This window comes from Streptomyces sp. NPDC017940 (assembly GCF_044328435.1).
In the GTDB taxonomy this organism is placed as follows: Bacteria; Actinomycetota; Actinomycetes; order Streptomycetales; family Streptomycetaceae; genus Streptomyces.
In genome coordinates this window covers 420069-445776 of record NZ_JBIRHJ010000001.1, presented here as the reverse complement: position 1 = coordinate 445776, position 25708 = coordinate 420069, and the positions used below count along the sequence as shown (strand labels likewise).

Here is a 25708-nt window from a genome sequence, read left to right as displayed (position 1 = left end):
GGACCATGAGGCGTCCCGGCCAGTAGGGGGTGGGGTTTCCCCCACCTCGGAGGTAGTGGCTGGTGGAGGCCCTGGCGGGGCGCCCGGGACCCACCCCTGCATCGAAACCGGGGCTCCGCCCCCGGACCCCGCTCCGTGAACGCCGAAGGGGCTGGGACTCGCCGTCGTTCCCGCCGGATCAGTCCCGGCAGATCAGCAGCAGCGCCCGATCGTCGTTGACGTCCTTGGCGACCGCCTCGATGAGGTGCCACGCGGCGCCGTGGAAGCCGCCGGGGACGTAGCGGTCCGCCTCCCCGGTGAGGCGGTCGATGCCCTCGGCGATGTCGCGGTCGGCGGCCTCGACGATGCCGTCGGTGAAGAGCATCAGGACGTCGCCGGGGCCGAGCGAGCCCTTGACGGGGTCGAACTGGGCACCGTCGTAGACGCCGAGGAGGGGGCCTTCTGCGGCCTTCTCCTCCCAGCGGCCGGTGCCCGCGCTGAGCTGGAGGGCGGGGAGGTGGCCCGCGGAGAGGAGTTCGTAGTCGCCGGTGTCCAGGTCGAGGACGAGGTGGATGGAGGTGGCGAAGCCCTCGTCCCAGTCCTGGCGCAGGAGGTAGCCGTTGGCGGCGGGCAGAAAGGCGTGCGGCGGCAGCGAGCCGAGCAGGCCGCCGAAGGCGCCGGACAGGAGCAGGGCACGGGAACCGGCGTCCATGCCCTTGCCGGAGACGTCGGTGAGGACGACCTCCAGGGTGCGCCCGCTGTTCGTGCGGGCGGCCACGACGAAGTCGCCGGAGAAGGACTGGCCGCCGGCCGGCCGCAGCGCCATCTCCCGGTGCCAGCCGCGCGGCAGCTTCGGCAGCTTGCTCTGCACCCGGATGCGTTCACGCAGGTCGAAGAGCATGGTGCCGCCGCCGCGCCAGGGCACGCCGACGCGGCTGCGGAACTGGGCGATGAGGAGCCCGAAGAAGCCGCAGGCCGCGACGGTCAGGACGGTGCCGGGAGTGACCCGTGCGGGACCTTCCGTGTAGGGGCCGAGCCGGGCGGACTCCACGATCAGGGCGGCGGCGGAGGCGGCGTACAGACCGAGCAGGCTGGAGGGGCGCAGGAGCAGGCCGCCCGCGACGATGGGCAGGACGAGCGTGGACGGCGAGAACCACACGGGGTTGACGATCGTGCAGGTGGTGATGACGGGGACGGTGAGCAGCAGTGCCGCGAGCGCCACCCAGTCGGAGCCGTCCCCGCGGAAGTAGTCGACGCCGGATTTGCGCAGCCCGATCCGGGCCCGGTGCAGCCGCTTCCGCATCCGGGCCGGGAACGTCTCCGCTTCGGCGCGCCGCACACGCTGCTCGCGTCGCGCGCGCCCTTCTCGTCGTACCGCCATTGCTCGTGGACCCTATCCACCGGGCCAGGCGCTTCGCACGGGAGGTACCTCTTGTCCCCCTTCAGGGGCACCTCTCCCGTACCTCCGCACCCGGCGTCCACACGCGCATTCCGGTGCGCGGAAAACCGTTCGCCGCGCCCTGGGAGCCCTGGTAGGCATGGCATATGACAGCAGAATTGCGGGAGTTGGGCCAGAGCGACTGGGAGCAGTGGTACGCGACGCTGGAGCGGGCCTTCGGTGTTCTCGCCGAGTCGCGGGAGAAACGTGAGCTGTGGCGGGATCTCACGGAGTGCGAGCGCTCGATCGGGGCCTGGGACGGTGACGCCTGCGTGGGCACGGCGGGCGCGTTCAGCTTCCGCGTGTCCGTGCCGGGCGGCGCCGTGCTGGACTCGGCCGCCGTCACGATGGTGAGCGTGGCGGCCACGCACCGGCGCCGCGGGCTCCTCACGGCGATGATGCGGCGCCAGCTGGACGACGTGCGCGCGCGGGGCGAGGCGGTGGCGATCCTGACGGCGTCGGAGCCCGCGATCTACGGCCGGTTCGGGTACGGCACGGCGTCGTACAGCCTCCGCCTGGACATCGACACGAGCCGCGTGGGGCTTGCCGTCCCGCCGGGCACGGACGAGGTGCGGCTGCGTTACGCGGTGCCCGTCGAGGTGGGTCCCGCCCGCGAGGCGGTGTACGCGCGGCGGGTCGCGGGCCGTCCCGGCATGCCGGCGCGGCGGCCCGGCTGGGAGCGCCTGATCACCCTGGACCCGCCGGGCGAGCGCGACGGCGCGTCGCCGCAGCAGTGCGTGCTCGCCGAGCGCGACGGCGAGGTCGTCGGGTACGCGCTGTTCGCGGTCAAGCCCGAGTGGGGCGTCCAGGGACCCAGCGGCACGGTCCGGGTGCAGGACGTGGAGGCCCTCGACCCGGTGGCGTACGCCGCGCTGTGGCGCTTCCTGTGCGACATCGACCTGACGTCGACGGTCCTCGCGATGAACCGGCCGGTGGACGACCCGGTGGTGCAGCTCGTATCCGACGTACGCCGCTGCGACCCCCGCGTCCGGGACGCGCTGTACGTACGCCTGGTGGACGTCGGCGCCGCCCTCGAAGCGCGTACGTACCAGGCGCCGGTGGACGTGGTCCTCGACGTGGAGGACGCCTTCTGCCCCTGGAACGAGGGGCGCTGGCGGCTCGTGGGTGACGTCAAGGGCGCGTCCTGCGAGCGGGTGGACGCGGGCGGCACGGCCGCCGACCTCGCCCTGTCCGTGCGGGAGCTGGGCTCGGTCTATCTGGGCGGGGTGCCGCTCACCCAGCTCGCCGGGGCGGGCCGGGTGCGGGAGCTGCGCCGGGGCGCGGTGGCGGAGGCGTCACTGGCGTTCGGCTCGGCGGCGGCGCCGTGGCTGCCGCACAGCTTCTAGGAGCGGTTCGCGGGCGGCTGGCAGGTGGGGCACCAGAACAGGTTGCGGGCGGCTAGCTCGGCGGTGCGGATCTCACCGCCACAGAGGTGGCAGGCCTGCCGCGCTCTGCGGTACACGTACACCTCGCCGCCGTGGTCGTCCACGCGCGGCGGGCGCCCCATCGCCTCCGGGGTGTGCTCGGGCCTGACCGTGTCGATGCGGTTCAGCCGCACCCCCTCGCGCATCAGCTCCACCAGGTCCGCCCAGATCGCGGTCCATCGGGCGTACGTGAGGTCCTTGCCGGGGGTGTACGGGTCGATGCCGTGCCGGAAGAGGACTTCCGCGCGGTAGACGTTGCCGACGCCCGCGACGACCTTCTGGTCGAGGAGGAGCGCGGCGACGGTGGTGCGGCTGCGGGAGACGCGTCGCCAGGCCGCGTCGGGGTCGTTGCCCTCCGCGCTTCGCGGGCGCAGGGGGTCCGGGCCGAGGCGGGCGTGTATCGCCTGCTTCTCCTCGTCGGTGATCAGGGCGCAGGTCGTCGGGCCGCGCAGGTCCGTGTACGCGGTGTCGTTCACCAGGCGGAGGCGGACCGTGTCCGTGGGCGGTGGCGGGGGTGCCGTGCCCAGGGTCACCTTGCCGAAGAGGCCCAGGTGGATGTGGATCCAGCCGGTTTCCGCGAAGCCCAGGAAGAGGTGCTTGCCATGGGCCTCCGCCGTGGTCAGCACCTGCCCGGTCACCAGGGCCGCGCTGTCGGAGAACTTGCCCTGCGGGCTGCTCGCCGCCACCGCCCGCCCCTCGAACCGCTCCCGGTGATCGGCCGCGAGACGGTGAATGGTGTGGCCTTCCGGCACGGGGGCTCCTGTGGGGGGTGGTGGGGGGCCTCGTCTCCAACTGCCGGAGGGGCTGATCTTTTCAGCCCCTCCGGCGTTTGAGGAGCGGGGTCCGGGGCGGAGCCCCGGGGTCGGGAAGGGGCGGGATCGGGGCGCCCCGCGCGGGCCCCGGGCCTCAGCCCTGCTGCGGGTGGTGGGCCGGAACGGGCCTCAGCCCTGCTGCGGGTGGTGGGCCGGAACGGCCGGAAGCTCACCGGTGGCCTCGTAGGCCGCGAGCATCTCGATGCGGCGCGTGTGGCGGGCCTCGCCCGAGTACGGCGTACCGAGGAAGATCTCGACGAACTTGGTGGCCTCGTCCTGGGTGTGCATGCGGCCACCGATGGAGATCACGTTGGCGTCGTTGTGCTCACGTCCGAGCGCGGCGGTCTGCTCGCTCCACGCGAGAGCGGCCCGCACCCCCTTGACCTTGTTCGCCGCGATCTGCTCCCCGTTGCCGGAGCCGCCGATGACGATGCCGAGGGACTCGGGGTCCGCGGCCGTCCGCTCGGCGGCGCGCAGGCAGAACGGCGGGTAGTCGTCCTGGGCGTCGTAGATGTGGGGCCCGCAGTCGACGGGCTCGTGCCCGTGCGCCTTGAGCCATTCGACGAGGTGGTTCTTGAGTTCGTAGCCGGCATGATCCGAGCCGAGGTACACGCGCATGCGTCCGAGTGTGGCATGTGCCGCGGCGGGCAGACGCCACGGGGCCGGGGCGCGGCCCGCGCACCGCCGGGCCCGCACCCGCCCATTGGTTCAGGCCAATTGGGCGGCCGGTAATCGTCCGTAACCGATCGTTCACTCAGGATTCCGGTGAATACAACGATCCGGAGACGGGCCTTTCGTCCCGTACGGCCCTGAGTTTGAATGCGGAAGCTCTGCCCGTGAACCAAAGGATCTGCTTATGACCTCGCAACCGTCCCTTGCGAAGGAAGACAGCACCCCCGGCGGGCCCGTGAATTCCCAGCCGGGGAGCGGGAACGGCGGCGGTGGCGGCGACGGCCTCCAGGCCGGTCTGAAGAATCGCCATCTGTCCATGATCGCCATCGGTGGTGTGATCGGCGCGGGTCTCTTCGTCGGCTCCTCGTCCGGCATCAAGGCCGCGGGCCCCGCGATCCTCGTGTCGTACGCCCTCGTCGGCACGATGGTCGTCCTGGTGATGCGGATGCTCGGCGAGATGGCCGCGGCCCGGCCGACGTCCGGGTCCTTCTCGGCCTACGCCGACCAGGCGCTCGGCCGCTGGGCGGGCTTCTCCATCGGCTGGCTCTACTGGTTCTTCTGGGTCGTGGTGCTCGCGGTGGAGGCCACCGCGGGAGCCGTGATCCTGGAGGGCTGGGTGCCCGCGGTACCGCAGTGGGGCTGGGCCCTGATCGTGATGGTGGTGCTCACCGCGACGAACCTCGTCTCGGTCGGCTCCTACGGCGAGTTCGAGTTCTGGTTCGCCGGGATCAAGGTCGTCGCCATCGGCGGGTTCGTGCTCATCGGGATGCTCGCCGTGTTCGGTGTGCTGCCGGGCTCGGACAACCCGGGCAAGGGCTTCGCGCACCTCACGGACGCGGGCGGCTTCATGCCGGAGGGCGCGGGAGCGATCCTCACGGGTGTCCTCATGGTCGTCTTCTCCTTCATGGGCTCGGAGATCGTCACGCTCGCCGCCGGTGAGTCGGAGGACCCGCAGCGCGCCGTCACCAAGGCCACGAACAGCGTCATCTGGCGCATCGGCGTCTTCTACCTGGGCTCGATCTTCGTGGTCGTGACGCTGCTGCCGTGGAACGACAAGTCGATCGCCGAGGAAGGCTCGTACGTCGCCGCGCTGAACTCGATCGGCATTCCGCACGCCGGTCAGGTGATGAACGTGATCGTGCTCACCGCGGTGCTCTCCTGCCTCAACTCCGGTCTGTACACCGCGTCCCGGATGGCCTTCTCGCTCGGGCGGCGCGGGGACGCGCCGAAGTCCTTCGCGCGCACCGACGCGAGCGGCGTGCCGCGCACGGCGATCCTCGGCTCGGTGGTCTTCGGCTTCGTCGCCGTGTGGTTCAACTACCAGTGGCCGGACACCGTCTTCGACTTCCTGCTGAACTCCTCCGGCGCCGTCGCCCTCTTCGTCTGGCTCGTCATCTGCTTCACGCAGCTGCGGATGCGCGGCATCATCCTGCGCGAGGAGCCCGAGAAGCTGGTCGTCAAGATGTGGCTCTTCCCGTATCTGACCTGGGTCACCATCGGCATGATCTCGTTCGTGATCGTCTACATGCTGTACGACGACGCCGGGCGCAAGCAGATGCTGCTCTCGCTCCTCGTGGCGGCCCTCGTGCTCACCTTCGCCCTGGTGCGCGAGAAGATCCAGCCCCGCTCCGGCGAGGAGCTTCCCCGGGCCTGACCGCTCCGCCGTCCCGACCACCCGTCGCGGGGTGCCCCCTTGCCGGGGGGCGCCCCGCTTTTCTTCTGCCGGAAAACTTGACGTGGGGTGTCAGGTTATTGCGCCAAGGTGTGCTCCGACAGCAAGATCACACAAGGGAGGTCCCCCGTGGACAGCGGCGCCCGCAGCACCCGGCCACTCGTCCTCAGGCCCGGTGAGGCCGGGTACGACGACGAACTCGCCGGTTTCCAGACCGGGTTCGCCCAGCGCCCGGACGTGGTCTTCGCGGCCGCGGGCACCGACGACGTCGTCGCGGCCGTCACGTACGCCGCGGAGGCCTCCCTGCCCATCGGCGTGCAGGCCACCGGGCACGGACTCCCGGACGCCTCGCGGGGCGGCGTACTGATCAGCACCCGCCGCATGGACGAGGTCGCCGTGAACCCGGCGGCGCGCACCGCGCGGATCGGGGCGGGCGTGCGCTGGGGGCAGGTCGTCGCGGCCGCGGCGGAGCACGGGCTCGCCCCGCTGAACGGCTCGGCTCCGTCCGTGGGCGCCGTGTCGTACACCTTGGGCGGCGGGCTCGGCGTTCTGGCGCGCGAGTTCGGGTACGCGGCCGACCAGGTGCGCTCCGTGGAGCTGGTCACCGCGGACGGCACCGTGCGGCACGTGACGGCGAGCAGTGACCCGGAGCTGTTCTGGGGGCTGCTCGGCGGCGGCGCGAACCTGGGCGTGGTGACGGGCCTGACGTTCGGCCTGGTCCCCGTGGCGCGGCTCTACGGGGGCGCGCTCGCCTTCGACGGGCGCGAGGTCGAACCGGCGGCGATCCTGCGCGCGTACGTGGAGTGGACCGGGGGCCTGTCCGACGAGGTGACGTCGTCCCTCTCCGCACTGGTCTACCCCGACCTGCCGATGCTTCCCGCGTCCCTGCGCGGGCGTTACCTGGTGACCGTGCGCGTCGCGTCCACCGGCAGCGCTGCGGACGGCGAGCGGCTCGTGGCCCCGCTGCGCGCGATCGGCCCGGCCGCCTCCGACTCCCTGCGCGAGATGCCGTACACCGAGAGCCACACCATCCACGGCGACCCGGACTTCCCGCACGCGTACTACGGGGAGAGCCGCATGCTGGACGGCCTCGACACCGCGGGGCTAGAACAGGTCCTCGCTCGCACCGGCCCCGCCGCGGAGCGGATGCACGTGGTGCAGCTCAACCACCTGGGCGGCGCCCTCGCCCGCCCCGCGGGCAACGCCGTGCCGCACCGGGACGCGCGCTGGCTGCTGCGGGTCCTGTCCCCGCTGGACGGCACGGACCGGGAGGCCCTGCGGGAGTTCTACGCCGGGACGCTGACCGGCGTGCGGCAGCACGTCATCGGGCGGTCCCTGAACTTCACCTTCGCGAGCGGCGACCGTACGGGAGGGCTCTACGACGCCGGAACGCGCGAGAGGCTCGCCGGGCTGAAGGCCTCGTACGACCCGGCGAACCTCTTCAGGCGGAACTACGGCGTCGGTTAGCCTCGCGGTGTGCGGACAGCCTCGGGGTGTGCGTACAGCCTCGCGGTGTGGGTACAGCCGCGTGGTGTGCGGACAGCCTCGCGGTGTGCGTACAGCCGCGTGGTATGCGTACGTCAGCGCTTGTCGCCGGAGCCGTCGGCGAGCTTCCACGCCAGCGGCAGCACACCCATCGCGAGCGCCGCCTTGAGCGCGTCGCCGACGAGGAACGGCGTCAGCCCGGCCGCGACCGCCTCCGTCAGGGACATGCCGGTGGCCGCGGCCAGGTACGGCACGCCGACGGCGTAGATGATCGCGGAGCCGAGCACCATCGTGCCCGCCGTCCGCGCCACGTTCCGGTCGGCGCCGCGGCGGGCGAGCGCGCCCACCACGACGGCGGCGAGCATCATGCCGAAGACATAGCCGAGGCTCGGCGCGCCCATGCCCGCCTTGCCCTGCGCGAACCAGGGCATGCCCGCCATGCCGACGATCGCGTACACGGCGAGCGAGGCCGCGCCGCGGTAGGCGCCGAGGGAGGTGCCGACGAGCAGGGCCGCGAACGTCTGGCCCGTCACGGGGACCGGGGAGCCGGGGACCGGTACGGCGATCTGGGCGGCGACGCCCGTGAGCGCGGCACCGCCGAGCACGAGCGCGGCGTCCTTCACACGGGAGGCGGGCAGGAGGTCGGCCAGGACCTGGCCCGGACGGGTTATGGCGGCTGTGCTCATCGGGACTCCGTGATGCTTCGGGCCTGGCGGGGGGCGAGGCGTGGCGGCGGGCGAGCGGGACGCTGTGACTTTATCCCCGGGACCGGTGGCGTTCCAGGAGGTGCCGGTGACAAAGCGAGCGACCCGGCGTTGGTGGACTTCACACAAAGGGCGCGGGCCATACCTGGGTGGGCGTGACGCTCGTCACTGAGGTCAGCGCGGCGGGGGCCCAGGTTGCCCACCGGGGTGTGCAGCGGTGACACTGTTGATTCTCACCAAACTTGATTTTCACCAAACTCCTGCGCACCGAGAGCCGACTGAACGTGAAGCACGACTCCAGGCCGTCCCGGTCGGCGGTGCCCTCCGGCGCGAGTGCCGAGCCCCTCGGCGCGGCTCCCGGGGCGACGGGTACGGGACCCGAGCCGCTCGGCGCCGGTTCCGAACCCCTCGGCGTCGGTTCCGAACCCCATGGCGCCGGTCCCGAACCCCTCGGCGCCGGTCCCGAACCCCTTGGTGGCGGGCTCAAGCAGCGCCATCTGACGATGCTGGGCCTCGGTGGCGTGATCGGTGCCGGGCTCTTCGTGGGGTCGGGGGCCGGGGTCGCCGTCGCGGGGCCCGGGATCGTCCTCTCCTATCTGATCGCGGGCGCGCTCGCGATGTGCGTGATGCGGATGCTCGGCGAGATGTCCGCCGCGATGCCGGCGTCCGGCGCCTTCTCCGTGCACGCCGAGCGCGCCCTCGGCCGGTGGGCGGGCTTCTCGGTCGGGTGGCTCTACTGGTTCCTGCTCGTCGTGGTCCTCGCCGTGGAGGCGACGGGTGCGGCGCGCATCGCGAACGGCTGGGCGCCCGGTGTGCCGCAGTGGGCGTGGGTGCTCGTCTTCATGGTGGTCTTCACCGGCGCCAACCTCGCGGCGGTGAAGAACTTCGGCGAGTTCGAGTTCTGGTTCGCCGCCCTGAAGATCCTCGCGATCGTCGCCTTCCTCGTGCTCGGCCTGCTCGCGATCTTCGGCGTACTGCCCGACACCGACCCGGTGGGCCTCACCCATCTCACGGGCGACGGCGGCTTCCTGCCGCACGGCTGGGGCGGCGTCGTCTCCGGCGTGGTCGTGGTCCTCTTCGCCTTCGGCGGTCTGGAGATCGTGACGATCGCGGCGGCGGAGTCCGACGATCCGGCGCGTTCGGTGGCGCGGGCGGTGCGCAGCGCGGTCTACCGCATCCTCTTCTTCTATGTGGGCTCGATGCTCGTCATCGTGACCGTCCTGCCGTGGACGGCTCAGCGGGCCGGTATCAGCCCTTATGTCACGGTTCTGGACTCCATCGGCGTCCCGTCGGCCGGGACGCTCATGAACATCGTGGTGTTCGTGGCGCTCCTTTCGTCCCTGAACGCCAACCTGTACGGCTCCTCGCGGATGGTCTTCTCCCTGGCAGAGCGCGGGGAGGCGCCGAAGGGCCTGCTGAAGGTGTCGGACGGCGGGGTGCCGCGGCGTGCGGTGCTCGCCTCGGTGGCGTTCGGCTTCGTGTCCGTACTCCTCAATCTGAAGTGGCCCGACTCCGTCTTCCTCTATCTCCTCAACTCCGTCGGCGCGGCACTCCTCTTCGTCTGGGCCCTGATCGCGCTGTCCCAGCTGCGGCTGCGGCGGCGCATCGAGCGCGAGGCGCCCGAGACCCTGACGCTGCGCATGTGGTTCTTCCCCTGGCTGACCTGGGCGGCGCTCGCGGGGATGGCCGTGGTGGTGGTGCTGATGCTCCGGGACGACGGGGCGCGGCCGCAGCTGCTCTGGTCGGCCGGTGCCTCGGCCCTCGTGATCGCGGTGTCGTGGGTGCGGGAGTGGCGTCACGGACGCTCTTCCTCACACTTCTGACGCCTAGGTGCTCGCGAAGTGAAGCTTTCTTCACCTTGTGTGAGCGTCGTGTCCGTATATCGGTCTAGTGTTCCCTGTGAGCGGTGCCAGTGCTCACACTGTGGGCCGTTCCCCGTGCTCACGCTGTGAGCCGCTCCGCGTGCTCACCCGGTGGGCCGCTCCCCGCTCAGCTACCCCGTCTCAGCTACTGAACAGGGCACGCCCATGTCTCGGACGTCCGCGCAGGACGCACCACCCCAGGCCGAATCCCCGCTCGGACACGGCCTCAAGCAGCGCCATCTGTCGATGATCGCCCTCGGCGGCGTGATCGGCGCCGGGCTCTTCGTGGGCTCCGGGACCGCCATCGCCGCGGCCGGACCCTCGATCATCCTGGCCTATGCGATCTCCGGCGCCCTGGTCATGCTCGTCATGCGCATGCTCGGTGAGATGGCCGCCGCCAACCCGGCGTCCGGCTCCTTCTCCGTGCACGCCGAGCGGGCGCTCGGCCCGTGGGCGGGGTTCACCGCCGGCTGGTCGTTCTGGTTCCTGCTGTGCGTGGCCGTCGGCCTGGAGGGCATCGGCGCCGCGAAGATCGTGCACGGCTGGGTGCCCGGAGTTCCCGAGTGGGCCTGGGTCGCGCTGTTCATGCTGGTCTTCTGCGCCACGAACCTCGCCGCCGTGAAGAACTTCGGCGAGTTCGAGTTCTGGTTCGCCGCCCTGAAGGTGGGCGCGATCGTCCTCTTCCTCGGCATCGGCGTGCTCGCCATCTTCGGCTGGCTGCCCGACACCGACGCGCCCGGCATGACCAATCTGACCGGGCACGGCGGATTCATGCCCAACGGGGTGGACGGGTTGATCGTCGGCCTGCTCGCCTCGGTGTTCGCGTACGGCGGCCTGGAGACGGTCACGATCGCCGCCGCCGAGTCCGAGCACCCCGTCCAGGGCGTGGCCAAGGCCGTGCGCACCGCGATGTGGCGGATCGCCCTCTTCTACGTCGGCTCCATGGCCGTCGTCGTGACCCTGCTGCCGTGGACGGCTGAGGAGGTCGCGGCCAAGGGGCCCTACGTCGCCACCCTCGACCACCTCGGCATCGACGGCGCCGGCCAGATCATGAACGTGGTCGTCCTGATCGCCCTGCTGTCCGCGATGAACGCCAACATCTACGGCGCCTCGCGCATGGCCAACTCCCTGGTGCAGCGCGGCCAGGGCCCGAAGGCGCTCGGCCGCCTCTTCGGCGGTGTGCCCCGCATAGCCGTCCTGACCTCGTCGGTCTTCGGCTTCCTCTGTGTGCTGCTCAGCTACTGGCGCCCCGACGACATCTTCCAGTGGCTGCTCAACACCATCGGCGCGATCATCCTCGTCGTGTGGTTCTTCATCGCGGCCGCGCAGTTGAAGCTGCGCACCGTCCTGGAGCGCGAGGCACCGGAGAAGCTCGTGGTGAAGATGTGGTTCTTCCCGTGGCTCACCTATGTGGCCCTGGCCGGCATGGCCACGGTGTTCGCCTTGATGGCCCGCGAGTCCGAGACCCGCACCCAGCTGCTCTACACGGGCGGCCTCACCGTGCTCCTCATGGCGATCGGCTACGCCCGCCAGAAGGTCGTGGAGAACCGCGGCACCGGCACCGGCACCGGCACCGGAACCCGCGCCTAGCCCCGACCGCCCCCGTTCCCGCCCCGAGGCCCCGCTCCCCCGTGTGGAGCGGGGCCTTCGTGCTGCCTCCGCCCTCCGGCGCCCGGCTCCGGTTCCCTGCGTCCCACGCCCTAGGACCAAGGGCTGATCAACTTCACCGTACTCCTGCTGCTAGCCTGCATCTGCACATAGGTCGCAATAAGAGGTGCGAGGCGGCGCCGCGCGACACGGCGCGGCACAGCACGCAGAGCACGTCGGAGGGCTAGATCATGGCCATTTACACGCTTCCTGAACTTCCGTACGACTACGCGGCGCTCGAGCCGGTCATCAACCCGCAGATCATCGAGCTCCACCACGACAAGCACCACGCCGCGTACGTGAAGGGTGCGAACGACACCCTGGAGCAGCTGGCGGAGGCCCGCGACAAGGAGTCGTGGGGCGCCATCAACGGGCTGGAGAAGAGCCTCGCGTTCCATCTCTCCGGCCACATCCTGCACTCCATCTACTGGCACAACATGAACAGCCCGAAGGACGGCGGCGGCGGCGAGCCGACGGCCGCCGACGGTGTCGGCGAGCTCGCGGACGCCATCACCGAGTCCTTCGGCTCCTTCGCCAAGTTCAAGGCCCAGCTGACCAAGGCCTCGGCGACGACGCAGGGTTCCGGCTGGGGCGTGCTCGCCTACGAGCCGCTCAGCAACCGCCTGATCGTCGAGCAGATCTACGACCACCAGGGCAACGTCGGCCAGGGCTCCACCCCGATCCTGGTCTTCGACGCCTGGGAGCACGCCTTCTACCTCCAGTACAAGAACCAGAAGGTGGACTTCATCGAGGCCATGTGGGAGGTCGTGAACTGGCAGGACGTGGCCAAGCGCTACGAGGCCGCCAAGCAGCGCGTGAACAGCCTGCTGCTCGCTCCCTGACACCCGCGGGCCACGCCCGCGCACGACGTCCTGCCTCGTGATCGTCTTCTCAGCCTTCACGCGGGCAGGCGGATGGAGGAAAGGCCCCCGCGAGGACGTGACTCGCGGGGGCCTTTCGGTGTGCCGGGTTCCGGCCGAAGGCACCCGACCCGCGCACCGGCTCCCACAGGAAGCCCTTCTCCGGGCCGGGCGGCTCCCGGACCCCGGCGGGGACTCAGTCGAAGACCGGGCCCTGCGTGCGCGTGCGCTTGATCTCGTAGAAGCCCGGTGTGCCGGCCACGAGGAGGGTGCCGTCCCACAGGCGGGCCGCGGCCTCGCCCTTGGGGGCCGGGGTGACGACGGGGCCGAAGAAGGCGACCTCGTCGCCGTCGGGTCCCGGTACCGCGATCACCGGGGTGCCGACCTCCTGGCCGACCTTCTCGATGCCCTCCTTGTGGGAGGCGCGCAGGGCCGCCTCGTAGGGCGTGCCGTCCCAGTGGTCGAGGAGCGAGGCGGGCAGCCCGACCTCCTCCAGGGCGCCGGCCACGGCCTCCTTCGTGGGACCCTCGCCCCGGTTGTGGACGCGGGTGCCGATGGCTGTGTAGAGGTCGCCGAGCACCTGGGCGCCGTGCTCCTCCTGGGCCGCGACGACGACGCGGACGGGACCCCAGGCGTGCTTCTCCAGCCACTCGCGGTACTCGTCGGGGAGTTCGTCCAGCTTGTCCTCGTTCAGGACGGCGAGGCTCATCAGGTGCCAGCGGACCTCGATGTCGCGGAGCTTCTCCACTTCCCCGACCCAGCGCGATGTCATCCAGGCCCACGGGCACGACGGGTCGAACCAGAAATCGACCGGGGTCCTGCCGCTCGTGGCGTTCTCAGCCATGTCTCTCCCTAAGGAATGTGTTCGAGGACTGGCCGAGAAACGTCGGGGGCGGGCCGGGGCATTCCCGGATGTCCGCCGTTCGGGACGCATGCGAGGATCTGAGTCATTGAGAATCTTGACGTCAGCGTCATGCGAGCCACAAGGGAGTGCCGCCCGTGCCCGGTGAGAATCTGTCCCGTGACGAGGCCCAGGAACGGGCCGCGCTGCTGTCCGTCGACGGGTACGAGGTCTTCCTCGACCTGCGCTCGGCGGTGGGCGAGAGCAACGGCGACGAAGGCGCCCCGCGCACGTTCAGGTCGGTGACGACCCTCCGCTTCCGCTGCGCCGAGCCCGGGGCCGCCAGCTTCGCCGACCTGATCGCACCGAGCGTCACGGCCGTGTCCCTGAACGGCAAGGATCTGGACCCCTCCGAGGTCTTCGACGGCGCCCGCATCACCCTCGAGGACCTCCGCGAGGAGAACGAACTCGTGGTGGACGCCCAGTGCGCCTACAGCCGCACGGGCGAGGGCATGCACCGCTTCGTCGACCCCGAGGACGGCGAGGTCTATCTGTACACGCAGTACGAGCCCGCGGACTCCCGTCGCGTATTCGCCAATTTCGAGCAGCCCGACCTGAAGGCTCCTTTCCGCTTCTCCGCGCAGGCGCCGGAGGGCTGGACGGTGTGGAGCAACGGCGCGGGGGAACTGTCCGACGGCTGCTGGCAGTTCGCGGAGACCAAGCCCATCTCGACCTACATCACGGCGGTCGTCGCGGGCCCCTATCACTACGTCGAGGATTCCTACGAGCGCGTCCTCGAGGACGGCACCCGCCTGGAGATCCCGCTCGGCGCGATGTGCCGCAAGGGCCTCGCCAAGCACTTCGACGCCGACGACATCTTCCTCGTCACCAAGCAGGGCCTGGACTTCTTCCACGACAACTTCGACTACCCCTACCCCTTCGGGAAGTACGACCAGGCCTTCGTCCCCGAGTACAACCTCGGCGCGATGGAGAATCCGGGCTGTGTCACCTTCCGCGAGGAGTTCATCTTCCGCGGCCGCGTGACCCAGGCGTCGTACGAGCGCCGGGCCAACGTCATCCTGCACGAGATGGCGCACATGTGGTTCGGCGACCTCGTCACCATGCGGTGGTGGGACGACCTGTGGCTGAAGGAGTCCTTCGCCGACTTCATGGGGTCCTTCTCCATGGTCGAGGCGACGCGTTTCAGCAGCGGCTGGATCACCTTCGCCAACAACCGCAAGGCCTGGGCCTACCGCGCGGACCAGCTGCCCTCCACCCACCCCGTCACGGCCGACATCCGCGACCTGGAGGACGCCAAGCTCAACTTCGACGGCATCACCTACGCCAAGGGCGCCTCGGTCCTCAAGCAGCTCGTGGCGTACGCGGGCCGGGACGCCTTCCTCGAGGGCGCCCGCCGCTACTTCAAGCGGCACGCGTACGGCAACACCCGCCTCGGCGACCTGCTCCGTGTCCTTGAGGAGACCAGCGGCCGCGACATGACGGCCTGGTCGCGGGCGTGGTTGCAGACGGCGGGCGTCAACTCCCTGACCCCGCAGGTGACCCTCAACGCCGAGGGGCGCGTCACCGAGCTGGCCGTGGTCCAGGAAGCCGCCGCGTCCGCCGCGTCCGAGGACGGGGGCCGATCGCGTGGCGAGCTGCGTCCGCACCGCGTGGCCGTCGGCCTCTACCGCCGCGGGGCGGGCGGCGCGCTCGTGCGGTACGCCCGCGCGGAGGTGGACGTCGAGGGCCCGCGGACCGCGGTCGCCGAGCTCGCCGGGGCCGAGGCGCCGGAGCTCGTCCTGGTCAACGACGACGACCTGACGTACTGCAAGATCCGCTTCGACGAGACCTCCCTCGCCACGCTCCGCGCCCACCTCGGCGACATCACGGACCCGCTGGCCCGCGCCCTGTGCTGGTCGGCGCTGTGGAACCTCACGCGGGACGCGCTCATGCCCGCCCGGGACTTCATCGGCCTGGTCCTGCGCTTCGCCGGGCAGGAGTCCGACATCGGCGTCTTGCAGATGCTGCACGCCTGGGCGAACTCCGCGAGGACGCACTACGCCGCGCCCGACTGGCGCGCGGAGGGCGGCAGGCTGCTCGCCGAGGGCGCCCTGCGGGAGCTGCGGCTCGCCGAGCCGGGCAGCCAGCACCAGCTGACGTGGGCACGGTTCTTCACCTCGGTGGCGTCGTCGGCGGCCGACCTCCAGCTCCTGCGGGGCTTCCTCGACGGCACGGCCAGGATCGACGGCCTGGAGGTGGACCAGGAGCTGCGCTGGACGTTCCTCGGCGCGCTCGCGTCCCGCGGCGAGGCGGACGAGCAGGCGCTCGCCGCCGAACTGGCCCGTGACGACACCGCGTCCGGGAAGCGGCATCAGGTCCGCTGCCTGGCCTCGCGGCCGTCCGCCGCGGTGAAGGCGCAGGCCTGGGCCAGTGTGGTGGAGTCCGACAAGCTGTCCAACGCGCTGGTGGAGGCGACCATCGCGGGCTTCCAGCAGCCCGACCAGGCCGAGCTGACGGCTCCGTACGCGGCGCGGTACTTCGAGGCGATCGAGCGGGTGTGGGCACAACGGTCCATCCAGATCGGCATGGACGTGGTGCGGGGGCTCTTCCCGCACTTGCAGGACAGCCCCGGGACGCTGGCGGCGACGGACGCGTGGCTCGGCTCGCACGAGCAGGCGCCGCCCGCCCTCCGGCGCCTTGTCCTGGAGTCGCGGGACGATCTGGCGCGGGCGCTGCGGGCGCAGCAGTGCGATGGGGCCGCGGGCCCCGTTTAGGGGGTAGGTCCTGTGGGCCAAGGGGGTGCTGCCTCCTTGGCCCACCGCCCATCGCGCTGCGCGCTCGTCCTCAAGCGCCGGACGGGCTGGAAACAGGGCGTCGGGCGGGACTTGACTGCGTCGGGCTAGCGGAGGACCTCAGCCGATCTCGGCGCCGTAGTGGGTCAGGGCGTCGGTGACGGGGGCGAAGAAGGTCTGGCCGCCGCTGGTGCAGTCGCCGGTGCCGCCGGAGGTCAGACCGAGGGCGTCGCGGTCGGCGAACATGGAGCCGCCGCTGTCGCCCGGTTCGGCGCAGACATCGGTCTGGATCAGGCCGTGGACGGTGCCCTGCGGGTAGCTGACGGAGGTGTTCAGGGCGAGGACGGAGCCGTCGTGGAGCTGGGTCGTGCTCCCGCTGCGCTGCACCCGCTCACCGACGACGGCCTCGCGGGCGCCGGTGATCTCCTGGGCACTGCCGTTGTAGAGGTTGACCTCGCTCGGGTGCTCCACGTCGGCGACGTACTCCACGATGGCGTCGTCGCGGCCCGGGAAGCGGTAGTCCTCGACCACGCCGATGACGGGGCCGCCCTCGGTCTCGGACCAGATCCGGCCGGCGAGGGCGGCGCAGTGTCCCGCGGTGAGGAAGTACGGCGCGCCGTCCTTGACGACGTTGAAGCCGAGCGAGCAGCGGCTGTCACCGCTGTAGATGGCGTCGCCGCCGCGGACGAGGGGCCGGAAGGTGCCCGCGGTGCGCTTGAGCACGGCCTTGTCGCCCTGGTCGGCGACGTACTGCTTCAGCCGGTTCAGGGCCGCGCCCCCGACCGTGCTGTCGGCGGTGACGACGACCTTGTTGAGCATCGGGTCCACACCGCGCGCGGTGCCGGGGACGGCGCGCTCGCCGACACCTCGCTGCACGGCGTCCAGCTGGGCCTGGGAGTGCTTGACGTGCCGGGGCTCGGCGCCGGCGTCGCGGACCCGGTCGGCCTCGTCGTCGTCGAGGACGTTGACGACGAGCTTCTTGCCCGGCGTGTCGTAGTAGGCACCGGCCGTCCTGGCGGGGTCGGCGGTCAGGGTGTGCGCGAGTTTGCTCGCCGATGACGAGGTGAGGGTGGCCGGGGTGGGCGCGGGGTCGGCGGCGCTGGTGTTCGCCGTCGTCAGAGGACCGGCGACCAGCGCGACGACTCCGACTCCGATGAGAGCCAGGCTGCGCCTGCTCGCTCGTTGGGTGCTCACTCAGTTCCTCCATGGGGGGTTGGGCCGCTCAAGTGGGGGGGCGGCCTGGGGAGTTACCGAAACCTGGCGCGGCGCACGGCCGGATGCCGCTCGGCCGCGTCGCGTCCATGCCAAGCATCACACCGAGTATGACAATACTGACCATTGGCTACAAGAGAGCATTATTCATCTGAAGGCGCCCCCTTTTCACCTCCCACGCCCCCCGAATCCCCTCTTTTCGGCTCTCGAACGCCCGTACTTTAGGACGGGCTTGTCCGGTTTTGTCGACGAGACGGTAACAGCGGTTAGCGGGCCGAGCGGGTGCGGGAATGGCCCCGTCATGAACCCCGACACCCCGCTTCACCCCCGCCCGCTGCGCCACCTCACCACCGCCCAGCGGCGCGTCATGAGCACCGCCCAACTGCGCGCGCACGGCGTGTCCGGCGCCGAGGCCTCCGCGCGCTGCCGCCCCGACGGGCCCTGGCAGCAGTTCCTGCCCGGCGTCGTCCTGCTCCACCCCGGCCCCGCCACCAGCGAGGAACGGCTGCACGGTGTGCTCCTGTTCGCCGGCAGGCCCCTGGCCGAGAGGGCCGGGGCCGTCCCCGCGCAGCCCGGGCCCGACGCACCGCACGCGGCGTACGCGGACGCGATGATCACGGGACTCGCCGCCCTCGCGCTGCACCGCTTCTCCTGCGTACCACCGCTGCCCTCCCTGGACCGCGTCGACGTCCTGGTGCCCCGCACCCGGCGGTTGCGCTCCACCGGCTGCGCCCGGCTCGTACGTACGCATGCGCTGCCCGCCGCGCAACAGATCAGCGGGCTCCCGGTCGCACCGGTGGAGCGGGCACTCGCCGACGCGGTGGCCCTGCTCCGCGACGCGGGCGAGGTACGGCGGCTGCTCACCGAGGCGGTGCGCGGCGGGCACTGCGAACCCGCGTCCGTCGTACGGGAGTTGACCGCCGCGCGGCTCCTCACCCGGCCGCACGTGGTGGACGCCGTGGACTCCCTGCTCGCCGAGGGGCGGGCGATCGCGGAGGACCGTCTCCACGCGCTCGTCCGCGAGCACGGGCTGCCCGACCCGCTGTGGAACGTCGACCTGCGGCTGCCCGGGGGCCCGCGCCTCGGTGGCGTCGACGCCTACTGGCCCGCGCACGCGGTCGCCGTCGAACTGGACACCAGGGCGCCCCGCCAGGGCGAGGAAGGATCGGGGTGGTCCCGCACGGAGCGGAGCGGGGAGTTCGGCGAGTGGTCCGAGTACGTCCGCAAGCGCGAGCGCTTGGAGCGCCTCGGGGTCACCGTCGTCCACATCACCCCGAAGAAGCTCCGCGACACCGCCGAGCAGCAGGCCACGGTCGTACGGACGGCCCTGATGGCAGCCGCCGACCGGGAGCCCGCGGCGTACCTCGTGGTGCTGCCCAGATAGTTCCCCGCCGGCCGCCGCGGTGTCCGGCGGAGAGCCGCGGACTCAGCCCTTGCGCAGGACGAGTTCCGTGTTGCGGTCGCCCGGGTCGCCGCTCAGGGTGGAGCGGGCGCCCGGTGCGTTGAAGGACAGTTCGCGGTACAGCGCGGCGAGGCCGGTCTGCGACAGGTCGGTGAAGTCCGTGCGGTGCGGGGCGGCGGACTCGATGAGGGTGGTGAAGAGGGAGAGCGTCCCGTCGCGGTTGTCGACCAGCTCGATCACGCGGGCGAGCTGCGGGAAGTCGATGTGCGAGGCGGTGGAGACCTCCCAGAACGAGCCGTTCTCCGTGCGGTGCGGGGTGATGGCGTTCTTGTGGCTGTGCCCGTTCACCCAGGCGAGCACCGACCGGTGCCTGCCGAGCAGCGCCGCCACCTCGTCCCCGCCGTGCCGCTTCTCGCGCGGGCGCCGCGGGTCGGTGTGCAGATTGCGCATGGACCGGCTGGTGTGGTGGCTGAAGACGATGGCGTACGAAGCGTCACCGCTCCTCTCCACCTCCGTCAGGGTCCGCTCCAGCCAGCGCAGCTGGGCCGTGCCGAGGGAGCCCTCGTAGTGGCCGCCGGGGTCGGTGGTGTCCAGGCTGATGCCGAGGACGTCGTCGCTGATGCGGAAGGAGTAGTACTGGGTGTCCTCCGCCAGGTTCCGGCGGGTGTAGCCGTGGCCGACGGGGCCGCGGCCCGTGTGGGCGGCGTCGAGGTGGGCGCGGACGTACTCGGCGGGGGTGAAGGGGGCGCGGGCCTCGTCCGGGGTGACCGCCCGCATGTGCCGGGCCTCGGACTTCAGGATGTCCCTGAAAGTGGAGCCCTTCGGGTCGTGGCCCTTCTTGACGGTCTCCCACACGGCCGCGCCCCGCGACTCGTCGAGGGACATCAGCTTCCTCCCGCCGACGGCGAACTCCGCGAAGTAGGGGTCACCCGGCGCGTAACAGCCGCCGGGCAGGCTGTCGTGGTTGCCGACGGTGGAGTACCACGGCAGGTTGAGGCCGGGGCTGTTCACCTCGCGGATCGCCGCGTCCAGGAAGCCGGGCAGCCGCGGGAACCCGACGCCCTTGTCGGCGTCGCGCAGGGCCGCGTCCGGGTGCCAGTAGAGCTTCAGGCCGCTGTCCTGCACGCCTTCGTAGTGGCGCGGGTCGCCGGAGTTGGGGGTGACGCGGCCGCCGCTCATCACCTTCAGGAACCAGTCGAGCTCGTTGCGGGAGTTGTTGTCCGTGTTGTCGCCCGTCGTCATGACGAAGTGCAGCGGGGCGCCCGTGGCGGGTGCGCCGCGCATCGCGTTGACCTGCTCGACGAGCGCGACGGCCCCGGCGACGGACAGCGCCTCCTGCGGACGCCAGGCGCTCGCCGTCTGCGCGCGCAGGTACTCGTAGCGCAGCGGGTGCTGGACGTCCACCAGGTGCAGGTCGGTGAACTGCACGAAGGCGGCGAGCGGGATGCGGCGGGCGGCGCGGTTGCCGGCCGCGTCCGCGAGGTCCGTGCGCACGACGCGGTCCCAGGCCGGGCCGTCGCCGAGCCGGCGGTAGCCCCCGCGGGGTCCGCGGGGTGCGGAGACCGTGGCGAGGGTGGTGCCCGAGCGGTAGGGGGCCAGCGGGGCCGCGGGGGCCCTGCGGGACATGGGGACGGGCGCCCTGCCCGGGGTGGCCTCGCCGGAGCCCGCCCCGGGGCCGAGGGCGTATCCGGCTCCCGCGGAGAGGGTCACGGCGCCGGTCGCCGCGAGGAACGCGCGGCGGTTCACCCTGGCGGCGGCGGACGTGGTGGCAGTGGCTGCGGCGGTGGCCACAGAGCGTATCCGCGACATGGCGCGTCTCCCCGGGTGCGAACGCGTCGGCAGTGGGCGCGGGGGGCTTCGGCCCTGGTTCGGCCGCGGCTTCCCGCTCGTACTGGATCGTTGGCAGTGGGAGTGGCCTGTGCGTGAACGACGCCGCAACATGCGGCGCCGATCACCGTAAGTGGATCTGGGAGCACCCTGGGTGTGCACGGTTTGCTCGTTGGGGGGTGGGGGTGGTGTCGCTCCGTGTTCACGTGGCGGGGCAGTGGCCCTCGCGGGGCGCCCCAGGCCCGCCCCTTCTCCGAAACCGGGGGCTTCGCCCCCGGGCCCCCTCGTCGGCGCTCCGCACCTCGTCCTCAATCGCCGGACGGGCTCAAATAAGCCCGTCCGGCGATTGAGGACGAGCGCGTCAGCGCGACCCCCCGCCGAGGGCCCACGGCCTACCCCAAGTGGCCGTGCGGCGGCCGTGCGTGCCACAGGGACAGGCCGATGTCGACCAGGCTCACGCGGTCGAGGGTGGCGACGTCGTCCAGGGGGTGCCATGCCGCCAGGTCCGTCGACCCCGACGTCTCGTGCCGCAGGGCGCCCCCGGTGACTCGGCCCTCGTAGACGATGCGTACGCCGTGGAAGTCCGCGAGGGCCCCGAGCCGCCTCGGGTAGCGGCGGCGCAGGGAGTCCACGCCGAGGAGGGCGACCGGTTGCACGGCGTACCCGGTCTCCTCGTCGGCCTCCCTGATGACGGTGTCGTACGGGTCCTCACCGTGGTCCATGCCGCCCCCGGGCAGCGTCCACCGCTTGCTGCCGTCCCCCGCCACCCAGCGGGCGAGCAGCACGGACCCGTCGCGTACGCATACGGCGTAGGCCGCCACCCTGAGTTCCTTGTGCACGGGCCGACGTTAGACCGCGTACACCGGTCAGTCACGCCCCGTTACTCGAACCGGTGACTTACCCTTAAGGGGTTAGATGCCCGCGGACGGACCGCGGCGGACGGACGGAAGGAGCGGGCATGCCCGACCCTCGCCCCCTCACCGGTGAGCCCCTCGCCCTGGATCTGCTCAACACCCGCTGGGTGCAGGACGGGGCGTGGGAGGACCTGCTCGACGGTGTCGAGGGACTCTCGGTGTGGCTGGCGGCGAACGGGCTCGACGAGCGGTTCGGCGCCGACGGCTCCACCCTGGAGCACCTGCTGCGGGCCAGGGACGCCCTGGCCGGGGTCGTCGACCTGCCGGGGAAGCCGGGCGGCGAGGCGGGTGCGGTCGCGCGGGTCGACGCGGTCCTCGCGCACGGCCGCGTCCGTGCGACCCTGACGACGGCGGGTCCCGCCGAGGTGCCCGAGTTCGACGACCCGTCCTGGGGACCCGCGTGGCTCGCGGCCCGGAACTACCTGACGCTGCTCGACAGCGCGCCGGACCGCATCCGCGGCTGCGCCCACGAGGCGTGCGTCCTGCACTTCTTCGACACCTCGCGGAACGGCACCCGCCGCTGGTGCTCCATGGCGCTGTGCGGCAACCGTGCGAAGGCGTCCCGCCACTACGCGCGCTCACGGGAGGGCTGACACACATCCGCACGGACGCGGCGGCACCCCTGTACGGACACCGCGTCGCCGTCAAGTCCCGTTATGCACCGCCTTGTTCCCGATGGCGTATGGCGGAAGTACGCCACCGGCGCATCCCGTGCCGGGCGACTCTCCCCAAACAGGCACCCCTTACGTAAAGCTGAGCGGTCATCCGGCCCCGTATTCCGGACTCTCACCGCATCGGCTCGACCAGCCGGTCTTTACGTACAGGGATGCTGATGACCCTCGATCCACGCGCGCCCGAGCCGGGTGCGAGACGCGACGACCGCGCCAGACGCACCGCACGTCTCGCCACCGCGATAGGTGTGGCCGCCGCTCTGTGCGCGGCGGCCCCGCTGCCGCTGGCCTTCGCCGCCGACGCCCCGTCCCCCGCGCCCGTCGCCCCGGCGCCCAAGGACGCCGCCGCCAAGCTCGGCGCCGCGGACGCCGAACTGCTCGCCGACGCCAAGGCGGAGGGCGTGAAGACCGTCACGATGATGGTCGCCACCGCGCCCGGCGCGACCGAGCAGGTCGCCAAGCAGCTCGACGCCGTCAAGGGCGGCTCCGTCGGCCGCACCTACGACAAGCTCGGCTACGTCCGCGCCGCCGTACCGACCGCGCGCGCCGACGCCGCGATCGAGGCTGCCACCAAGCTCCCCTCCGTGCACGGCATCGACCTGCGGCACGAGATCGAGCTCGACGACCCGAAGCCGCAGAGCCCGAAGGGCGCGAAGAGCGCCACGGGCCGCGCCGCCCACCCGGCCCCCGGCAAGAACACGCCCGCCAAGAACCCGTACAACCCGTCCTTCGAGACGGGCGCCGTCGACTTCGTGCAGAAGAACCCGAAGGCCGACGGCCGCGGCGTCACCATCGGCGTCCTCGACTCGGGCGTCGACCTCGGTCACCCGGCGCTCCAGAGGACCACCACCGGCGAACGCAAGATCACCGACTGGGTGACGGCGACCGACCCGATCGTCGACGCCGACGCGACCTGGCGCCGCATGACCAACCCGGTGTCCGGTCCCGCGTTCACCTTCGACGGCGACTCCTGGAAGGCCCCCGCGGGCTCCTACCAGATCAGCCGCTTCCGCGAGGCCGCCACCACCGGCGGCGACGCCAAGGGCGACCTGAACCGCGACGGGGACACCACCGACAGCTGGGGCGTCCTGTACGACCCGGCCGCGGGCACCGTCCGCGTGGACCTGAACGGCGACAAGGACTTCGGCAACGACAAGCCGATGAAGCCCTACGGCAAGAACCACCAGGTCGGCTACTTCGGTAAGGACGACCCGGCGACCGACGTCGCCGAGCGGGTGCCGTTCGTCGTCGAGATCCGCAAGGACGTCCCCACGGACCCCTACGGCGGCGACTGGGTCGGCAAGAAGGCCGACTTCGTGAACATCGGCGTCATCGAGTCCGAGCACGGCACGCACGTCGCGGGCATCACGGCCGCCAACAAGCTGTTCGGCGGCAGGATGAACGGCGCGGCGCCCGGCGCCAACCTCGTGTCCTCCCGCGCCTGCACCTGGACCGGTGGCTGCACCAACGTCGCGCTCACCGAGGGCATGATCGACCTCGTGACGAAGCGCGGCGTCGACATCGTCAACATGTCGATCGGCGGCCTGCCCGCGCTCAACGACGGCAACAACGCGCGCGCCGAGCTGTACAAGCGTCTCATCGACACCTACGGCGTGCAGCTGGTCATCTCGGCGGGCAACTCGGGCCCCGGCGCCAACACCATCGGTGACCCCGGGCTCGCCGACCACGTCATCTCCGTGGGCGCCGCGGTCTCCAAGGAGACCTGGGCCGCCAACTACGGCTCGGAGGTGACCAAGAAGTACGGCATGTTCAACTTCTCCTCGCGCGGCCCGCGTGAGGACGGCGGCTTCCAGCCCCTGGTGACCGCGCCGGGCTCGGCCATCAACACCACCCAGACCTGGCTGCCGGGCTCCCCGGTCGCCGAGGCGGGCTACCGGCTGCCCGCCGGCTACTCGATGCTCCAGGGCACCTCGATGTCGTCGCCGCAGACGGCGGGCGCGGCCGCGCTGCTCCTGAGCGCCGCCAAGCAGCAGCGCCTCGACCTCACCCCGGCCGAGCTGCGCACCGCGCTCACCTCGACCGCGCACCGCATCCCGGGTGTACAGGCCTACGAGCAGGGCACGGGCCGGATCGACGTCGTGGACGCCTGGGCCGCGATCAAGGGCGGCGCCAAGGCTCACGAGTACACGGTCAAGGCGCCCGTCGACACGGCCCTGGACCAGGAGCTGAAGAAGCCCGGCACCGGCCTGTACGACCGCGAGGGCGGTCTGAGGGCGGGTCAGAAGAAGACGTACGACGTGACGATCACGCGGACGTCGGGCTCCAGCCGCCCGCTGCGCCACAAGCTGGCGTTCGCCAACAACCACGAGAAGACCTTCAAGCTGCTCGGTGACGCCGCCGACGGCGAGGTCTACCTGCCCCTCGACCGGCCGGTCAAGGTGAAGGTGCAGGCGAGGCCGGAGTCCGCAGGCGTCTCCAGCGCCAAGCTGACCGTCGACGACAAGCGCACCCGCGGCATCGACCACCAGATCATGACGACCGTGGTGGTCGCCAAGCAGCTGGCGAAGCCCTCCTTCACGTACAAGGCGTCCGGTTCGGTGCAGCGCAACGGCACCAAGTCGTACTTCGTGAACGTGCCGAAGGGCGCGAAGTCCCTGGAGGTCGCGCTCGGCGGGCTCGCGGACAAGAGCCAGACGCGCTTCATCTCCATCCACCCGTACGGGCTCCCGGCCGAGTCGACGTCGTCGCTCGTCTGCTACCCGAACTTCCCGAACCCGGACAACACCTGCCGCCCCGACGCGCGCTCGTACCCGAACCCGACGCCGGGCGTCTGGGAGATCGAGGTCGAGGCGCGCCGCACCTCGCCGGTGCTCGACAACCCGTTCGAGCTGGAGGTCTCCGCGCTCGGTGTGGCCTTCGCCCCCGAGCCCCTGAAGGTCGCCGAGGCCAAGGCCGGCTCGGCCACCCCGGTCACCTGGAAGGCGCGGAACGACTACGCCGCCGTGGACGGCAGGCTGAAGGGCGGCTCGCTCGGTTCGGCCGCCACCTCGCGGCCCACCATCAAGCAGGGCGAGACGCAGACCACCACGGTCGTCGTGCCCGAGGGCGCCGAGCGGCTCGACGCCGTGATCGGCTCCACCACGGACTCCCGTGCCGACCTCGACCTGGCGCTGTTCAAGGACGGCCAGCTCGTCGTGCAGTCGGCGGACGGCGACTCGGAGGAGTCCGTGAGCGTCACCAAGCCCGCAGCGGGCACGTACACGCTCCAGGTCGCGGGCTACTCCATCCCGTCGGGGCAGACCGCGTACGACTACCGTGACGTGTTCTTCTCCGCCTCCCTCGGCCAGGTCAAGGTCGACGAGGGCAAGTCGGTGAAGCTCGCCCACGGCGCGACCGCGGACGTCTCCGCCGAGCTGGTCGTGGGCTCCCCCGGCGCCTCGGGCCGGGTCCTGTTCGGTGAGGTGAACCTCCTGAACGCGCGCGGCACGGTCGCGGGCACCGGCAGCGTCACGCTGGAGAAGGTCACCGAGTGA

18 protein-coding genes are annotated in these 25708 nt (G+C 71.6%); 10 read left to right on the top strand and 8 right to left on the bottom strand.

From position 1 onward, the window contains the following. Positions 1 to 178: 178 nt before the first annotated feature. Complete coding sequence (locus ACH4DX_RS01835) at positions 179 to 1360, bottom strand: PP2C family protein-serine/threonine phosphatase (RefSeq protein ID WP_398116885.1); 1182 nt, start codon at positions 1358 to 1360, stop codon at positions 179 to 181. A 164-nt stretch (positions 1361 to 1524) separates the two neighbouring features. Here ACH4DX_RS01835 and ACH4DX_RS01830 point away from each other — a divergent pair, with 164 nt between their 5' ends. Next, on the top strand, positions 1525 to 2763 hold the full coding sequence (locus tag ACH4DX_RS01830; RefSeq protein ID WP_398153636.1) for a GNAT family N-acetyltransferase: 1239 nt from the start codon (positions 1525 to 1527) through the stop codon (positions 2761 to 2763). Here ACH4DX_RS01830 and ACH4DX_RS01825 read toward each other — a convergent pair. Next, positions 2760 to 3593, bottom strand: coding sequence for an Fpg/Nei family DNA glycosylase (locus tag ACH4DX_RS01825; protein WP_398153635.1), 834 nt, complete (start codon positions 3591 to 3593; stop codon positions 2760 to 2762). The two genes, ACH4DX_RS01830 and ACH4DX_RS01825, sit on opposite strands and share 4 nt — an antisense overlap. A 189-nt stretch (positions 3594 to 3782) precedes the next feature. Then, complete coding sequence (locus ACH4DX_RS01820; RefSeq protein ID WP_398153634.1) at positions 3783 to 4271, bottom strand: ribose-5-phosphate isomerase; 489 nt, start codon at positions 4269 to 4271, stop codon at positions 3783 to 3785. A gap of 238 nt (positions 4272 to 4509) precedes the next feature. Here ACH4DX_RS01820 and ACH4DX_RS01815 point away from each other — a divergent pair, with 238 nt between their 5' ends. Both ACH4DX_RS01815 and ACH4DX_RS01810 read left to right on the top strand, forming a co-directional pair. Beyond that, on the top strand, positions 4510 to 5979 hold the full coding sequence (locus ACH4DX_RS01815) for an amino acid permease (RefSeq protein WP_398153633.1): 1470 nt from the start codon (positions 4510 to 4512) through the stop codon (positions 5977 to 5979). A 147-nt stretch (positions 5980 to 6126) separates the two neighbouring features. Further along, complete coding sequence (locus ACH4DX_RS01810) at positions 6127 to 7464, top strand: FAD-binding oxidoreductase (RefSeq protein WP_398153632.1); 1338 nt, start codon at positions 6127 to 6129, stop codon at positions 7462 to 7464. 113 nt (positions 7465 to 7577) lie between these two features. On the opposite strand, the gene ACH4DX_RS01805 is transcribed toward ACH4DX_RS01810, so the two are convergent. Next, positions 7578 to 8168: a biotin transporter BioY gene (locus ACH4DX_RS01805; RefSeq protein ID WP_398153631.1), complete on the bottom strand. Its 591-nt coding sequence runs from the start codon at positions 8166 to 8168 to the stop codon at positions 7578 to 7580. Between the two features lie 521 nt (positions 8169 to 8689). On the opposite strand from ACH4DX_RS01805, the gene ACH4DX_RS01800 reads away from it, so the two are divergent. From ACH4DX_RS01800 to ACH4DX_RS01790, 3 genes are all read left to right on the top strand, one after another. After that, a complete protein-coding gene (locus ACH4DX_RS01800; protein ID WP_398154157.1) occupies positions 8690 to 10009 on the top strand; it encodes an amino acid permease in 1320 nt (439 codons plus the stop codon). 204 nt (positions 10010 to 10213) lie between these two features. Continuing rightward, positions 10214 to 11638, top strand: a complete 1425-nt coding sequence (locus tag ACH4DX_RS01795) for an amino acid permease (protein WP_398153630.1) — start codon at positions 10214 to 10216, stop codon at positions 11636 to 11638. 248 nt (positions 11639 to 11886) lie between these two features. After that, positions 11887 to 12537: a superoxide dismutase gene (locus tag ACH4DX_RS01790; protein ID WP_398116869.1), complete on the top strand. Its 651-nt coding sequence runs from the start codon at positions 11887 to 11889 to the stop codon at positions 12535 to 12537. 214 nt (positions 12538 to 12751) lie between these two features. Here ACH4DX_RS01790 and ACH4DX_RS01785 read toward each other — a convergent pair whose 3' ends face one another. Further along, positions 12752 to 13399 carry a DsbA family protein gene (locus tag ACH4DX_RS01785; RefSeq protein ID WP_398116867.1) on the bottom strand — a complete coding sequence of 216 codons (648 nt, stop codon included), beginning with the start codon at positions 13397 to 13399 and terminating at the stop codon, positions 12752 to 12754. Positions 13400 to 13554: 155 nt separating this feature from the next. Here ACH4DX_RS01785 and pepN point away from each other — a divergent pair, with 155 nt between their 5' ends. After that, positions 13555 to 16170 (top strand): aminopeptidase N, encoded by a 2616-nt coding sequence (gene pepN / locus ACH4DX_RS01780; RefSeq protein WP_398153629.1) that lies wholly within the window; start codon positions 13555 to 13557, stop codon positions 16168 to 16170. Between the two features lie 138 nt (positions 16171 to 16308). Here the strand turns inward: pepN and ACH4DX_RS01775 are convergent, their stop codons facing one another. Continuing rightward, positions 16309 to 17382: a S1 family peptidase gene (locus ACH4DX_RS01775; RefSeq protein ID WP_398153628.1), complete on the bottom strand. Its 1074-nt coding sequence runs from the start codon at positions 17380 to 17382 to the stop codon at positions 16309 to 16311. A gap of 319 nt (positions 17383 to 17701) precedes the next feature. Between ACH4DX_RS01775 and ACH4DX_RS01770 the strand changes: the two genes are divergently transcribed. Next, complete coding sequence (locus ACH4DX_RS01770; protein ID WP_398153627.1) at positions 17702 to 18784, top strand: hypothetical protein; 1083 nt, start codon at positions 17702 to 17704, stop codon at positions 18782 to 18784. Positions 18785 to 18826: 42 nt separating this feature from the next. Here the strand turns inward: ACH4DX_RS01770 and ACH4DX_RS01765 are convergent, their stop codons facing one another. After that, a complete protein-coding gene (locus tag ACH4DX_RS01765; protein WP_398153626.1) occupies positions 18827 to 20611 on the bottom strand; it encodes a TIGR03767 family metallophosphoesterase in 1785 nt (594 codons plus the stop codon). Between the two features lie 410 nt (positions 20612 to 21021). Then, a complete protein-coding gene (locus ACH4DX_RS01760) occupies positions 21022 to 21468 on the bottom strand; it encodes an NUDIX hydrolase (protein WP_398153625.1) in 447 nt (148 codons plus the stop codon). Positions 21469 to 21587: 119 nt separating this feature from the next. Between ACH4DX_RS01760 and ACH4DX_RS01755 the strand changes: the two genes are divergently transcribed. Both ACH4DX_RS01755 and ACH4DX_RS01750 read left to right on the top strand, forming a co-directional pair. Continuing rightward, the gene (locus ACH4DX_RS01755) at positions 21588 to 22136 is read left to right on the top strand and encodes a CGNR zinc finger domain-containing protein (RefSeq protein ID WP_398153624.1); all 549 of its coding nucleotides are present in this window, start codon (positions 21588 to 21590) and stop codon (positions 22134 to 22136) included. A gap of 233 nt (positions 22137 to 22369) precedes the next feature. After that, the gene (locus ACH4DX_RS01750; protein ID WP_398153623.1) at positions 22370 to 25708 is read left to right on the top strand and encodes a S8 family serine peptidase; all 3339 of its coding nucleotides are present in this window, start codon (positions 22370 to 22372) and stop codon (positions 25706 to 25708) included.